The 13,450-nt window shown below is 41.9% G+C and carries 10 protein-coding genes; 3 read left to right on the top strand and 7 right to left on the bottom strand.

Features of this window, described 5'->3' with window-relative positions:
- Nucleotides 1-173 precede the first annotated feature (173 nt).
- Nucleotides 174-800, bottom strand: a complete 627-nt coding sequence (locus QUA43_RS12885) for a hypothetical protein (protein WP_333374356.1) — start codon at nucleotides 798-800, stop codon at nucleotides 174-176.
- 368 nt (nucleotides 801-1,168) lie between these two features.
- On the opposite strand from QUA43_RS12885, the gene QUA43_RS12880 reads away from it, so the two are divergent.
- Nucleotides 1,169-2,851: a hypothetical protein gene (locus QUA43_RS12880; RefSeq protein WP_333374355.1), complete on the top strand. Its 1,683-nt coding sequence runs from the start codon at nucleotides 1,169-1,171 to the stop codon at nucleotides 2,849-2,851.
- A gap of 105 nt (nucleotides 2,852-2,956) precedes the next feature.
- On the opposite strand, the gene QUA43_RS12875 is transcribed toward QUA43_RS12880, so the two are convergent.
- Nucleotides 2,957-3,844, bottom strand: coding sequence for a helix-turn-helix domain-containing protein (locus QUA43_RS12875; protein ID WP_333374353.1), 888 nt, complete (start codon nucleotides 3,842-3,844; stop codon nucleotides 2,957-2,959).
- Nucleotides 3,845-4,103: 259 nt separating this feature from the next.
- Nucleotides 4,104-4,535 carry a hypothetical protein gene (locus QUA43_RS12870; protein ID WP_333374352.1) on the bottom strand — a complete coding sequence of 144 codons (432 nt, stop codon included), beginning with the start codon at nucleotides 4,533-4,535 and terminating at the stop codon, nucleotides 4,104-4,106.
- A gap of 236 nt (nucleotides 4,536-4,771) precedes the next feature.
- On the opposite strand from QUA43_RS12870, the gene QUA43_RS12865 reads away from it, so the two are divergent.
- A complete protein-coding gene (locus QUA43_RS12865) occupies nucleotides 4,772-5,458 on the top strand; it encodes a hypothetical protein (protein WP_333374350.1) in 687 nt (228 codons plus the stop codon).
- A gap of 1,001 nt (nucleotides 5,459-6,459) precedes the next feature.
- Here QUA43_RS12865 and QUA43_RS12860 read toward each other — a convergent pair.
- The 3 genes from QUA43_RS12860 to QUA43_RS12850 are packed head-to-tail and all read right to left on the bottom strand — an operon-like array spanning nucleotide 6,460 to nucleotide 11,587.
- A complete protein-coding gene (locus QUA43_RS12860) occupies nucleotides 6,460-9,486 on the bottom strand; it encodes a WD40 repeat domain-containing protein (protein ID WP_333374348.1) in 3,027 nt (1,008 codons plus the stop codon).
- On the bottom strand, nucleotides 9,447-10,460 hold the full coding sequence (locus tag QUA43_RS12855) for a MoxR family ATPase (RefSeq protein WP_333374346.1): 1,014 nt from the start codon (nucleotides 10,458-10,460) through the stop codon (nucleotides 9,447-9,449). Before QUA43_RS12855 ends, QUA43_RS12860 begins: the two co-directional genes overlap by 40 nt.
- The gene (locus tag QUA43_RS12850) at nucleotides 10,457-11,587 is read right to left on the bottom strand and encodes a hypothetical protein (RefSeq protein ID WP_333374345.1); all 1,131 of its coding nucleotides are present in this window, start codon (nucleotides 11,585-11,587) and stop codon (nucleotides 10,457-10,459) included. The genes QUA43_RS12855 and QUA43_RS12850 overlap by 4 nt, the downstream gene beginning before the upstream one ends.
- Before the next feature lie 153 nt (nucleotides 11,588-11,740).
- Between QUA43_RS12850 and QUA43_RS12845 the strand changes: the two genes are divergently transcribed.
- A complete protein-coding gene (locus tag QUA43_RS12845; RefSeq protein ID WP_333374344.1) occupies nucleotides 11,741-12,637 on the top strand; it encodes a transposase family protein in 897 nt (298 codons plus the stop codon).
- Between the two features lie 158 nt (nucleotides 12,638-12,795).
- Here the strand turns inward: QUA43_RS12845 and QUA43_RS12840 are convergent, their stop codons facing one another.
- Nucleotides 12,796-13,230 carry a hypothetical protein gene (locus QUA43_RS12840; protein ID WP_333374341.1) on the bottom strand — a complete coding sequence of 145 codons (435 nt, stop codon included), beginning with the start codon at nucleotides 13,228-13,230 and terminating at the stop codon, nucleotides 12,796-12,798.
- Nucleotides 13,231-13,450 lie beyond the last annotated feature (220 nt).

Genomic DNA, 13,450 nt, shown 5'->3' with positions numbered 1-13,450 from the left:
TTCCCCTGGTTTGACAATTAGCAAGAGTCATAGAATTTAACCGCGCCGCAAACCCACCCCATTCGGCTGAGACTTCGACGGTGAGAGCAGTTTGACTGAACTCACGGTCGAAGCCTTCAGGGGGCGAGAGTTATCTACTTGAGAACCTAATTTTTCGCTCGTTCTGTAAACTCCTAAGCTCGCTGCTTCATTGGCTTGTAAGGGTAAGGATAGTTGATTGTTAGTTTGATTGAGCCAGGAAGTACCTCTGGTTGATTAACAATGCAGTAAATGAGATATCCCGCCCGTTCCACTTCTGTCCAAGCCAGAGGCGAGAACTGGGCTGACTCACAAATGGCGCGTTTAACCAGTCCCGGTCTGCTGCGGTTCTCAAACAGAGCTTGCACGAACTGGGTGGGATTGGCTATGGCCGGAGACAGAAGCTGGCAGAATTTTCTAGGATGAACAGTCCGAAGGTAATTGAGAGTAGCTTGTCCATTGAGTGCTTCAATTAGAGATGGGGAAATTTGCAAGTGCTGGAGTAGCAAGTCAATATCTTCCTCAGTATTGCTTACTGCCCATAAATTATTCTCGATCCATCCCCAAACTATCTGCTCAACCTCTTTGAGCGTAGCTACGAGAAAGCGATTTCCTTTGTAGGTAAATCCTGATACGTGAGGTAGTTGGGGAAGAGACCAATCGGCAAGGGCGCGATCGCTGTCCAGTAGCAATAGGACGGATGCTAGTATGTGCCTCCTGCTGTGCCGCAGCGGATCGGCCGGTACAGGCTGTCGAGAGCTGTGTTGATGGTCAAACTGCATGGGAACGCCGTTCTCCTGTTGACAGTAAAAGTTACTGATTTAAGCTAAAAGCTAAAGGCTGTAAACTAAATCCGCCGTCCTTCCTAATTTCCCGCCTCAAAAGTCATTGGCAAAATTACTCTGGCGGACTATTCAAACGCGATTCAGATGCAAAAACTATCGTCCGAGTGGTTGTTGTTTGTTCTAATTCCAGCTAGCCACAGCAATAGGCATTTGTTCGACTACTTTTTGATACAACAAGTACCGGTTTAATGTTCTGTGCCTTGAGAACTAAAGTTAGTTACAACTGAAGGTGTACTGAGAACGACAACAGCGCATGATAGGTTGATTGCTAAAAGATCGACGCGCTTTTAGATGGCGGAACACTTATGTTTTTACACACCATACAGAGATTTTCCCCTGAGTATATTTTGAGGCTAAAACAAATAGGGCTGGCTTTTTTTGAGAAAATAGCAACTGACCGAGCAATAGCTGGAGAAACCCAAGATTTTTATCAGGGATTGCTAGCGGGATTGGATGGTGCAGTTAAATTAATAGATGAAGAAGGCGGGGTACAAACACTTAGCCTTTTAGAAGCTAAAATAGCAACTTTTATTAATGAAGATGACTCATCTCAACAACCTATAAGTTCGAGTTCAGTAGAAGGTGACTGTAATCTATCCATTTCTAGGTTGCCTGTTAAATCCATTTCTCAACTTAGACAAATTGGAAGAGAAACCGATTGCGAACCAGATATAAAAGATTGTGTCTGCATCGGCGAGACTCAAGATTTCTATCACGGTTGCCTCGCTGCTATTGATTTTGCCCTGTCCTTGGCTGGGGAGAAATATGCCTATGCTCAAATCAGTCTGGTAAAAACTAATGCCGCCAATTTCATCGAATTAAACAAAGATTGGGAACGCCGGGTTCTTGAGCTTAAAGGCTTATCTTCTTCACAGAGGCAAGATAGGCAACCCAAACAAAATTTGCTGGTTTGGCTGTCGCAAGCAGATGGTGACAATCAAGTTGGGACGTTGGTTAGTGAAGGAGAGGGGGATGAAGCTGATTCGCGATCGACAGAAGCGGGGGCTTTAGCTGAAATACAGGAGCAAGATTTAAAGAGCGATCGCTATAATTCCAGCGAACTAACCATACCTCTTGCTTCTAGCAATTCGGCTATTTTGAAAGACCAGAATGAAAGTGAAGAACAAGTGATTTTTGAACTAAACCCGCTTGAAATATTAGCAGGACGAGGCAAAAATGAAACGGGCGATCGCTCGTTGGGGATCTCGGAGGATGGTAGCGCAAGTTTTAAAGAGGAAGTACAAGAACAGTTTAAAAAAGAGATAGTAAAGCTGCCAGAAGAAGAGCGCTTAGAGCTAGAGAATTTGCTATCTAGCACTTTATTAGATGGCTGTCAACACTTTAAGCTAGGGAAACGCAAAGTTATAGAAGATTGGACAGCATTTTTAGAGGACGGTGAAACAATCAGGGTGATTTCCGATCGAGACAGCCACATCGTTCTGCGGATTACTTTAGAGGGTGAAGTGCAGAGCGCTTTATCTTATGGCGATGCAGAGGTTTTGGGTGCAATTGTTAAAGAAAACTCTGAAGATTTGGGTATATTTTCTAATTGGTTAGAGCCGATAATTGCGAACCCGCCAGCGGGCGATTTGAATGCTGATTCAGTACCGCCAGCAGTCACAATGGATATTCAGCAGGTAAAAATGGCTGAGTCTATTCTGCCAACGGCTCAAAGAGCTTTTGAGTATTTCCTCGATCGTACTCCTGATCGCGTGGAAGAAACTGATGAGTACACTCGCGTTCGGGTAGGAGATTTGTACGATCTGATCGTGGAAGAGTCGGAGGGGGTTTCGGTGTCTTCTCTGACTGTTTTTGCGCGAGGGGAGTTAATCAAGGTTCGTGGAGAAAATTTGGTTTTAGCTCAGGGGATTTCTCCTAAAGATATTGATTTTTGGGCAGTGGTGGCAGAGGAACTAGATCGGATAGAGGCTAGAAGTAGGGATTATGAGCTAGCGGAACCAGATAGTGCAAATGGTTTAGGGCGCTGAATCGCTGGAAATATAATCTTTCAGGAACAGGGTTCAAAAATTTAACTAAATATACCCTTATCTAACTGACGAGAGTTACTTTTTTTGAGATATCATCATTTTTACTTATCTGTTTACTAACCAACCTCTCATTGCGTGATCAAGGTCTTCTATCTCAGAATGCGCGTCAAAATTGGGAACAGCAATTGTGATTGGTCCTGTAAGTGCTATTTCAAGAACTTTAGCAAAGGCAAAAGATAATGTTGCTGGAATAGGGAGGCGTTTTTTCATTGTCATTTCTTCCTTGGCGAAATTGAGTAGAGTACGGTAAAACTTTAGGAGTACTATATCTCCACTTTTCAAAGTAGGTTCAGCCAGCAAGTCATCCAAAACAAATTGGATTGAGACATACCGCTGTCGCGGTTCGAGGTCAGGCTCGATACTACTATCTTGTGCAAATTGGCAACCAGGGGCTAACTGTTTAGCAATTGCTAAGATGTTGGCATGAGAGTTTCCTAATTTTTGGCGACCGTAGCCATTAGTTTTATTCGGGTGCATAGGGCCTGAGGTGATGAGCCGACAAAAGTATCCTATTGCATGAATTAACTTTTGATTGCAGACCCCTTTGAAAAAATCACTTGAATAAGCTTCTCCCTCAAACCATTCTTGGTAAGTTGTTATAATTTGGTTACGGTGCGATACAGGTACTTCCTTATAAAGGAATTGAAGGAGAAAGGTCAGGGAAGCTGTGAAGCTAAAAGCTTGATGCAACCCTACAGTTCTGATTTCTTGTTCTTCTTCCATTTTTGAATCCTTTTTGATTGATGTCAAATTGCCTAAGTCTAGTTCTGCTATCGTTTTTGCGTAAAGACCGGTACACTTTCGTTGGTCGGTTTCCCATCTCGCTACCGTCACCGCATCTACACACAGGCGTTCGGCAAACTGTGTTTGGGTTTTGCCCAGAGCGCGACGGATGCGCCTAATTTCTTCTGCTGAGAGATGATATTTGGACACAAAATTTTGTTAACCATTGGTAGTTATAATAGCTTATTGTATAACCATTGGTTAAGTCAAGAGGTTCTGGTAAACTCACAGGCAGCTCAATTCTTATATCGTTCTGTCTTACCAAATACTCCTAACTCTAAAGCAGTTTCCCACCAACTTCGGAGAGGATGGTTTTTAGGCGGTAACTACCGCCCCTTGAGCCGAATTGCATTTAGCGCTTCACGTAGTGCTGACGAATCAATACCTACTTCCTCTGACCAATGCTTGATTATCTCTGATGTTGATAAAATCTGAAGGTGCGATGCCTCCCGTTTAATAAACGAGATTGCTTTCTTATCGTCGGTTGCGATCGCCATCCTCGGTGAACAGCGATCGCATCGGTTGCAGACTCACCTTCATCCAGAACAGTGGCGTAGTTGACAAACGATTCAGCCTCCTCTTCTGACTCAAAGTCTACAACTATAAGTAGACCTTGTGCAATGGCAGCCTCATTTTCTTCATTTTCAAGGTGTTGGTAGTGAATTGGAACCATATCAGTGCGTTGCGGAATTTCTTCTAAGCCAAGTTCCTGCTGTACTTTTCTCACTTTTAACCCATGATCGCCCAATAGAAGATAGATGTTGCCCTTGGGAAAAGCTGCACGCGCTACAGCTTCACTATCTGGGGGAACTGGAGGAATACTTTGAGGCTGCATTGACATAAAAACTTTCCTCCATTACGGGACTACGCTAACTTCAACTCCATTTTATGTTCTACACTATCGTTGTAATACATGGTGCTAACCAGAAAACCCTAATCCTAGCTTTTGACCAGACGCTACACTTGATGAAACCAGCCTGAAAATTTTTTAGGAGAACAAAAATGCAAACAAAAGATATGAGTATTAAACTATGAATAGATTTGCTCAGTACATTAATGCGTTTAAGTGAGTGGTAAATGGCGAGTAGTTTTCCATCTGGATTTGATTCAGTCATTAGCGAGGCATGGGTTACTCTTCAAGATGCTAACCATAAAGCCCTAGCTTATAACCTTAGAGCTTCTCAAATTACCAAATGGAAAAGATTGAGGGATTTTGTCAGCTTGGGAGTAGCTCCTGGGCTTTTGATCGCTACAACTGTCTGGAACAATGAACTCCTCAGAAATTTTCTTGTCGTGTTTTCAGGGCTATGTTCCTTAGCTAGCTGGTTATGGGTGCTTTTTGGTCTTTCCTACAACTGGGACAATCAGCTTCGCGTAAGTATCGACGTTCCACCAAAACTTTCAGAACTCGTTTCAGAGATGAAAGAAGCTATCGAAATTTTCACTAATGCACAGAACAACAACAAACAGCAGGAGGCTAAAGATGCTGCTGCTAAGCTGAGAATTCTCATACAGCGCGTGAACTCTTTGGGACATGAGATACGGCGTGACCAAGTTTACGCAAGTCCCTGGATGAACTTAATGGCGACACAGAATACGATGCAGTCTTGCAGCGCCAAGTGTGGCTCTTGTTATCAAATGTGGATACCCGGTTCTGAAGTTTTTAACTCAGACAAAGCAAAAAGATTCTTAAAGAAAGCAAAACAAGGTAAAATTAAGGGCGTTTGTGAGTTTTGTGGTCAGAATCTTCCAAGAACGCCATAATTAATTTACTACTTGACAGAAATATAGGTACAGAGATGGCTTATATCATTTATAGCTCTATTCCCCAACTGGCAAGACAATTAGAAGGACAACTTACAGAGGACGAGTTCAAAGAACTAATCCGAGAATTAGTCAGAAATAATACAGCAGAGTTTCAAGAGTATAGAAGAGATGATATTGCAAGAGGAAACTACGCGCCTGTCGTTAAAACGTGTGTAGCTTGCGGTCGCCCTATGTAAATAAATTTACATATCAGATTCACAAGTGTCAGAGATTATCTCTCCCTTATCCAGCTTTTGAGCATATGCCAGTACGAGTGAGCTGCCACTGGTACTCCACTACTATGCTCTGATTAAGAGCTAAAGGTAATCTTGCGGATACTTAAAGCCTAAATCACTTACAATTTTTAAATTTGTGGCTAAATTTGATTGCCAGTGCTATAGCGGTTCTCAGATAAATGAGGTATACAGAAACCCTGTATTGTCAAGCTTTCCAGGGCAAAATTCGTACCTCACCTTTTTGAGAAAGGCTATATCCCTCTTCTGTCACTCTGGGAAAACAAAAATAAGACCAAAAATTTCAACCGTAGATAGAGCTAACATTTGAGCGTTTATTTTCTAACAGAATGGCTGAAATCAAGATTTTTAGTAAAAGTCTTATGCTATAAGCATCCCAAATTATTTTTTACCTAGAGTGACAGAAGAGGGATATAATACTTCGGAGTATGTAAAAGCTGATAAACTCCAGCTAATACCGCATCAAAACTCAAACTTATACCAGATAGGAAGCTTGCACAAAATGCAAAGAACACTGGTAGCAATAACAATGTTTAGCGATATATTTATCCTGGTCGAGAAATTAACAGCCGAATTTCTGAAGTGGACGGTGCGATCGCCTTTGAGTTCAAAACCTAAGAACAGCTCACCTTTCCCAAAGAAACCCTACAATAACATCGCATTACAAGCTCAATTTCGCGATTTACAACAAATTGACCAACTGTTTCAGTTTACTTCCCAAACCATAATGACTCCTCCACTCCCATTACTACCAGCACTAACAATAGTTTTACCCTCATTAGTGAAAATGAGAGAATAGGTGTGATAACCTGAAACACCTGAGCTGAAGGTACGAACCTTGTTTTGTGTCAATAGATCCCAAATTTGAATTTGATCAGCGAAGCCTCCAACCGCTAAGGTTTTTCCATCAGGACTGAAAGCCACGGCATGGGGTCTATTAATCCCTACGTTAAGAGTTCCAATAACTTCTCCTGTATCTAAACGCCAGAGTCTGACTGCTTCTCCATTTAGCTCAGAATAACCTGCAAGGATTCTTCCATCAGGACTAATAGCAATAGAATTAACGCCACCTACTTCTCCAGCCGTAAAGCTACGAATCAATTTACCCGTACTCAAATCCCATAATTTTATGTCTTTGTCAGTATCAGAACTAATAGAAACAAAACTTCTACTAGCAAGAAATTTGCCATCGGTGCTGATAGCAAGAGAAACAACGGTACCAGAATGTGCCTTGATAGAACGGACTAATTTCCCGTCTAGATTCCAAAGCTTAATTATGCCACCAGAATGACCACTGACAATCATCTGACCACTAGGACTAAAGGTTAGTGAGTAGACTCCCTCTGAGCTATTAAATTGAGCGATTAGTTTCCCCGATAAACTCCAAAGTCTAACGCTGCCATTAACACTGGCGCTAGCAATAATCTTTTGATCGGGACTAAAGATCACTGACTGAAGCTGACCCGATTGCCCAGACAAGGTATAGAGCAAATTACCTGTACTTAAATCCCAAAGCTGAACCTCTCCTTTATCATTACCGCTGGCAATAATCTTCCCGTCAGGACTTACGGTAACAGAACGGACTACCTGCCATTGACCTGAAGTTACTCTAATTGTTCGTAGCAGGTTTCCTTGACCTTTTGCAACTGGTTCATTTATGGTTGGTTCCGGTTTTGTTCCTGATGAGCCGTTCCCTTCTTGATTAAACGATGGCAGAATACTGTATTTTCCGAAGAATAGAGTAATAGCAAAAGTAACACATGCTCCAATTCCAATCAACCAATAAAATCTTTTCTGTCTTTGTAGTAAGCGATTGAAAGTTTCTGGCACCTCAATAGCGAGTTTAGGCTGCCCAGTCATAAAGCTTAAAAACATATAGTCTCGTAATGGACTACCTTCAGAAGATCTCCTAGATAAAAGGTGAAGCATTGGATTAGCAAGTTTAGGAAGAAAATTGTGATGCTGCCTTGCAACCTCTAATTGCAATCTGCCTACAGATCCCTGAACTGCCGTGACTAGTAAGTCTTGGAATACGGTGCGAATTGTTCGCTCTTGATCGGACGTGAGGGATGAAATCAGGCGAGTACGTAACCAATCTGGCATATAACTATAGCGAAACCAGGGTAAACGAGCTAAATTGGTTAGTGAACATACCTCTAAAAGAGAATGCCCTTCCTCTGTCCTGAGAACATTACCCAGATAGATTGTGATGTTCCAGTGTAACTCTGGAAAGACAGCACAAGCACAAAGCCAGTAAAAGTTGTCCTTACCGAGATACTCTTGTAGTGAGATGAGCAGTGCATCAATTTGCTCAGATATGGGTGGATTGCGATCAATCCAGTGATAAGGTCGAACACGCAATGGTTCTGGTAGAGGAATTTGGGCTCCTTCAGAGAGAATATAGGTTGCAGCTCCCTGATGTAGGACTTGGCTCAACACCTGTACCCCTTTAGGTGTTGCAGGTAAAACAATAAATTGCTGTGCGAGTTCTAACTCCTGATACCCCCAATTCTCCACAGGCTTAGGGGTCAGAATAGCCCGTTTATCCCAGCTTGCTATTTGACTGACCCAAGGTTCTAACTCGCCAATATAAGCGCTAAATAGCTTTTCTGTATCTAAGACAATAACAAGGCGATGCTGAGAATATTTTGCTGCGATTTCTTGGAGTTTTTGTGGAGAACTTAAACTATCACTTGGAAAGCATATTCGTGGATCGCCATCAAAGTAATAGCTCGTAATAAATACTCCATTGTACCTAAGACGAGCAAGGATTTCTTCAATAAACTTGAACTGATGGTCGCGATAGCTGGCGCGGTCAATAAGAAAAAGATATTCGGGAATAATTTGGTGGGAACCATATACTGGGGTTAGCCATCCTCCTTGGCGAAGAGATGCGTCAATGGTTTTATCCACATCAAGCTCATTAGATGGAATACGGATTCGCTGTCTTAGATTTCGAGCAGTATTTATAAATAGAGTTGAAGGAAACAAGTTTTGCTCAAAGCTATTGATGGAAATCTTCTGTAACTCAGGCTGCCGTGTAGTACCATAACGCTGTAGAAACAGGTGAGCACGCCGCAACCACCACAACCGCCATGTAAGAAAAGCAACGCAAGGAACGAGTAAGAAAATCGTTAGCGTTGTCTGCCAGTCAAGTAGCAAGTCTGGATTGGTTGGTGTGGGGGAAGGGGTTGATGTCAGAGAGGGTATCGGTGTGGGAGATAGTGTTGGTGTGGGAGATAGTGTTGGTGTGGGAGATAGTGTTGGTGTGGGAGAAGGGGATGGAGGCTGGATGTTATCCTCTTGTTGAAATCGCTCTAAAAGAATAGGTAGAGAAATTCCTGCCAGGATAAATGCAATAAGTATTAGAATCAATTGACGAGAGCGCCACCATATCTTTTCCAATTCCTCTGACAGCACCTTGGCTTTTACATCTGCTCTCTCAATTACCCTACTAGTCCGTCCAATGAGATCAATCCAACGCTCAAAGCGTTGCTGAAAATCTTCTTGTTCAATCGGTGAACTACAAAAGATTGGTCCCAGCAGGGTTTTGAGACGCTCTGGTTTATCCAACGTTTCACCTTGAGCAGTTAACGCCAAGATAAGATCCTGAGCTGCAATGTACTGAGAAATGCCAATCTTATACCCAGCTTCTCTCAGCTCGTCAATGAATTCTATTAAAACCTCGGAACTCAACCCACCTTGGTTGATGCTGTCTGTTCTTGCATCCATTGCTCTACAATTTTTCTAGCTTTTTCTTGATCTTCAGTCGTTTTAATTAAGCTACTTAGAGTACAGAGAACCACATCTAGTTGTGTTAAAGGATTGTCCATATCACAAGTATACTTTTGTAAGACCAAGAGCCAGCCCAATAACTCAGCCGTTGCAGGTTTCTTTCTTAAGCCAGTTTGGGGCGCACGTAATTTGTAAAACAAGTTGAGGGCAGCTTGCAAGAAAGGATTGTTACTATCAGCATGAAGTCCCAGATGATTAGCAATGATTTCTGTAAGCCGTTCAGATTTCGGGAAAGGGAGATTGTAATAAATGCAACGGCGTAGAAAAGCATCTGGCAAATCCTTTTCAGAATTGCTGGTGATAATCAGAATGGGTAGTAGCGCTGGATCAGCTTCAACTTTTTTATTCCCCAGCTCTGGAATACGGAAATACATATGTTCTAATTCATTTAGCAGATCATTTGGGAAGTCACGAGGTGCTTTATCAATTTCATCGATCAGAATAATAGAACGTTTTTTGCTGAAATATTGAAAATCTAATGGCAGAAATTGCTTAACTTCAACTTGCTCGCGGGTTTGTAAAATTGCCAGTCCTAAAGCTTGATAGGTAATATAATCTAAGGGACTGGCTGATACAACACCACTTTGAGCGTCTTGGAAACGTTTTAAAGCATCATAAGTGTAGAACAGCTCTCGAGCATTACTAGTGGACTTGGTTTCAAATTTAAGCGGTGGGTCAAAACCAAGTTCCCAAGCTAAACTGTAGGCAAATTGAGTTTTTCCAGTTCCCGGTTCTCCTGTAAGTAGCAGAGGCTGCCCCAACAACAGAGCTACATTGCAAGCATCTTTAAGTCCTGGATCAGCAATGTAGTGTTCTGGCTTAAGCAGTCGAGAACGCTGAGGGATAGGCAGTGCTGTCGGCAATTCACCTTGCTGCCGAGTTCCATAACCTGCGTAAAATGGTAACTTCATGCCAATTCCCCCCTAGTTACTGTCAGTGATTTCAGTAGATGGGTTAAGTTATCGGCTAAATCATCCATCGGAATCGAACTGGATGATGTTTTTTCTTCCCAAGAGTCAAACATTTCTCTAACTGCATCTATCAATCTTTCAATCATTTCCTCACCCACAAACTGTTTCGTTGCTTCATCACGTACCCAGTTCTCAACATGCATCCTGCTAATATTTGTCAGCTCTGATAAGACTATGAGCGATAAATGAGGGAATCGTTTTAAGTCAGATGTAGCAAGTGCTTTTATTTGATCATTAATCTTTTTATTGGTACGACGACAACCATGTTGCCTGAAAAATCTTGTCCAACAACTGAGTAACCATCTAAATCCAGGTTTTTCAGAGTTGCTTCGCCGCTTGACTTGGTATTTAATAGACAGGCATATAATGAGATTCTGATCTGGAGTGAGTTCAGGCCAGTTCTGCCAAAATTCCAGTATTTTATTCAAAATTTTAGAACCTTGCTGCTGCCAATCTTCTGTGAGTAAATGTGTATGAATGATAATCGGAGCAGGATACTTACAAAAAATTTCATTAATGTCTTCTAAAGAGGCAAAACTGCGACCTAAGACGCTATCTGCTAGGTTTTTGCACAACCGCTCTGACAGCTCGTCCACATTTTTTAACCCGGAAGGCCAATGGAGTGGGTATTCCTTAACCACCGTTTGGTTAAAGTCGAACCCAAGAAGTCTAGGAAGAGAGAGCTTTTGCAAACGCTCTAAAAACTTGTCATGACTTTGGAATTCATCACCATGAATAACACAAACTAAAGGACGAGGAGGAATTTGCTTCATAAACTTTTGAAATGCTTTGCCTAGTTCAAATTCTTGCTCGCTGCGGTTTGCTAGATAGGGCAGAAGAGAGGGAGGCTCCCGTTCAGCTCGGTACAGTGTAGGCTGGACACTGCCTGCTCTACTATTTTGAAATATGACATTGCCAGCAACAAAGACACCTCCTTCACGAACCTCTTGAACAGACAAGGCTTGGCTGTCATACATTTGACCAATAGTCTGTCCTAGGTTTCGCCCGACTTCCTGCTGAATCTTGTTGGTTGGGTATGGTGACTGAGAAGTTGGCTGCTGGGTCATCAACTGTGTAGATTATTGATCTGTTTAGGTACTGAACATTGCCAAATATTTCACTAAAGTTGAACATCCCCTTGAACGCTGCCAATAAGACATCTCCAAAATAGTAACACTTCGTGGTAAGATTACATCATAAAGCTTTTTTGACACAGAAACATGAGCGACATACTAAATCATATTGAAGAGCATCCTAAAGAAACACAGCGATTAATTGGTCTGGATTATGAGCAGTTACAACAATTAATCCAAAACGCGGAACGATTACATCATGAAAAACAAGCTTTACTCGAATCAAAGAAAGTTAGAATTATTGCTGGTGGAGGCGGTAGAAAACCCAAACTATCTCGGGGCGAACAAATAATTTTAACATTGGTCTATCTGAGGCATATGACAACATTTCAACTTCTGGGCATCCAGTTTGGAGTAAGCGAGTCTACAGCTAATGATACGTTTAATTATTGGTTGCCTCAATTGCGAGAATTGCTACCATGTAGCTTACTTGAACAAGTAAAAAAAAACGCTGCTGACTATGAAATAGTCAAAGAAATACTCACCGAATATGAATTAATAGTAGATACCTACGAACAAGTCAGAGAGAGACCGGGAGATAAGGATGAACAAGAAAAATATTTTTCAGGCAAGAAGAGTAATCATACCTTTAAAAGTCAAATAATTGTCATGCCAGATGGTAGAGATATCGTTGATGTTGTGGCAGGGAAACCTGGACCTAAAAGCGATATAACTTTATTCCGAGAAGAACGCTCACAGTTTGACCCTCAACAACGATTTAAGGGAGATAAAGCTTACGTTGGAGAAGCTTTAATTACAACTCCGATTAAAAAAACCAGAAATCGAGAATTAACAACTGAACAAAAAGAACAAAACAAAGCATTTTCGGCTAAAAGAATCTTTGTTGAACATCGAATTCGCTCGCTCAAAATATTTCGAGTTGTCCAAGAAAGATTTAGGTTGAATCCCCAAAAATATGAGCAAGTAGTCTTGACGATTTGTGGAATAGTAAGGTTGCGAATTAGAGCGCTAATATTACCATGAGAAATATCTGCTACATCATCAGGTTAAAATCAACGCAGATAACTAGATATTTTGGCTTAATTATCAACAATAAATATCTCAAAGCCTTATTATAGCGTACAGAGTCGCTAATTTAGGATGATTGCATTTACGTCATACAGCCTAGTTACACAAAGGCTTTAATTGTTTTTGGAGATGTCTATAGTACCAATATTTTTTGCCTGACTGTTTTGCATCTGGCCAATCACTTGTCCCTGATTATTCGTGGCTGTTTGCTGAAATGAGGTACCACCAACTTGAGCAGCAGTGTTCTGGTTTAGGATATGGGCGATCGCTTCGGCTAAGGCAGTATCATTCTTCAGGAGAGTCTCCAGTTCTTCCTGCAAAGCAGCTTTCCAGACTTCGCTCTCTGGTTTCTCAGCCACCTTGTTGACCGCGACTTTTGCAGCTTCTTCCGTCTCAATTTTAGGACGCAGCTTTGACCAAATTGCTTTTGCTTTTGCCCAAGCATCTTCACCAAACTTTCCTGCCGCTGTTTCTGTTGCCTTCTCGCCCAGCTTCATCAGGAAGGGCAGGAAGGGGGAAAGGAAGGCGGTCAGCATTGCGATATCCATTGACAAAATCCTCAGCTTAGATGAAAGGATATAACTCTACCTAGCGCAGTGACAACCCAGTTAGAAGCTAGACAGGATGAGGGGTTGATCCACTTGTGGAAAAAAAGATAGATCCGATAAAAGTTATTGGTTACCTATTCACAAATCATTATACCTAAAGTTTATCAGACGCAGCTCCAACAACACTTAACGTCGGCTCATTTTGTATCCGCTCAATAAT

Origin of the sequence: Microcoleus sp. N9_B4, from assembly GCF_036701635.1 — a bacterium.
GTDB lineage: Bacteria > Cyanobacteriota > Cyanobacteriia > Cyanobacteriales > Microcoleaceae > Microcoleus.
The sequence above is the reverse complement of the archived record's forward strand: the minus strand, read 5'-3'. Positions and strand labels throughout refer to the sequence as shown.

What these genes read in the sequence shown, in the direction of transcription:
- QUA43_RS12885 (WP_333374356.1), bottom strand. Translation starts at nt 800, where the DNA reads ATGCAGTTTGACCATCAACACAGCTCTCGACAGCCTGTACCGGCCGAT.
- QUA43_RS12880 (WP_333374355.1), top strand. Translation starts at nt 1,169, where the DNA reads ATGTTTTTACACACCATACAGAGATTTTCCCCTGAGTATATTTTGAGG.
- QUA43_RS12870 (WP_333374352.1), bottom strand. Translation starts at nt 4,535, where the DNA reads ATGTCAATGCAGCCTCAAAGTATTCCTCCAGTTCCCCCAGATAGTGAA.
- QUA43_RS12865 (WP_333374350.1), top strand. Translation starts at nt 4,772, where the DNA reads ATGGCGAGTAGTTTTCCATCTGGATTTGATTCAGTCATTAGCGAGGCA.
- QUA43_RS12860 (WP_333374348.1), bottom strand. Translation starts at nt 9,486, where the DNA reads ATGGATGCAAGAACAGACAGCATCAACCAAGGTGGGTTGAGTTCCGAG.
- QUA43_RS12855 (WP_333374346.1), bottom strand. Translation starts at nt 10,460, where the DNA reads ATGAAGTTACCATTTTACGCAGGTTATGGAACTCGGCAGCAAGGTGAA.
- QUA43_RS12850 (WP_333374345.1), bottom strand. Translation starts at nt 11,587, where the DNA reads ATGACCCAGCAGCCAACTTCTCAGTCACCATACCCAACCAACAAGATT.
- QUA43_RS12845 (WP_333374344.1), top strand. Translation starts at nt 11,741, where the DNA reads ATGAGCGACATACTAAATCATATTGAAGAGCATCCTAAAGAAACACAG.
- QUA43_RS12840 (WP_333374341.1), bottom strand. Translation starts at nt 13,230, where the DNA reads ATGGATATCGCAATGCTGACCGCCTTCCTTTCCCCCTTCCTGCCCTTC.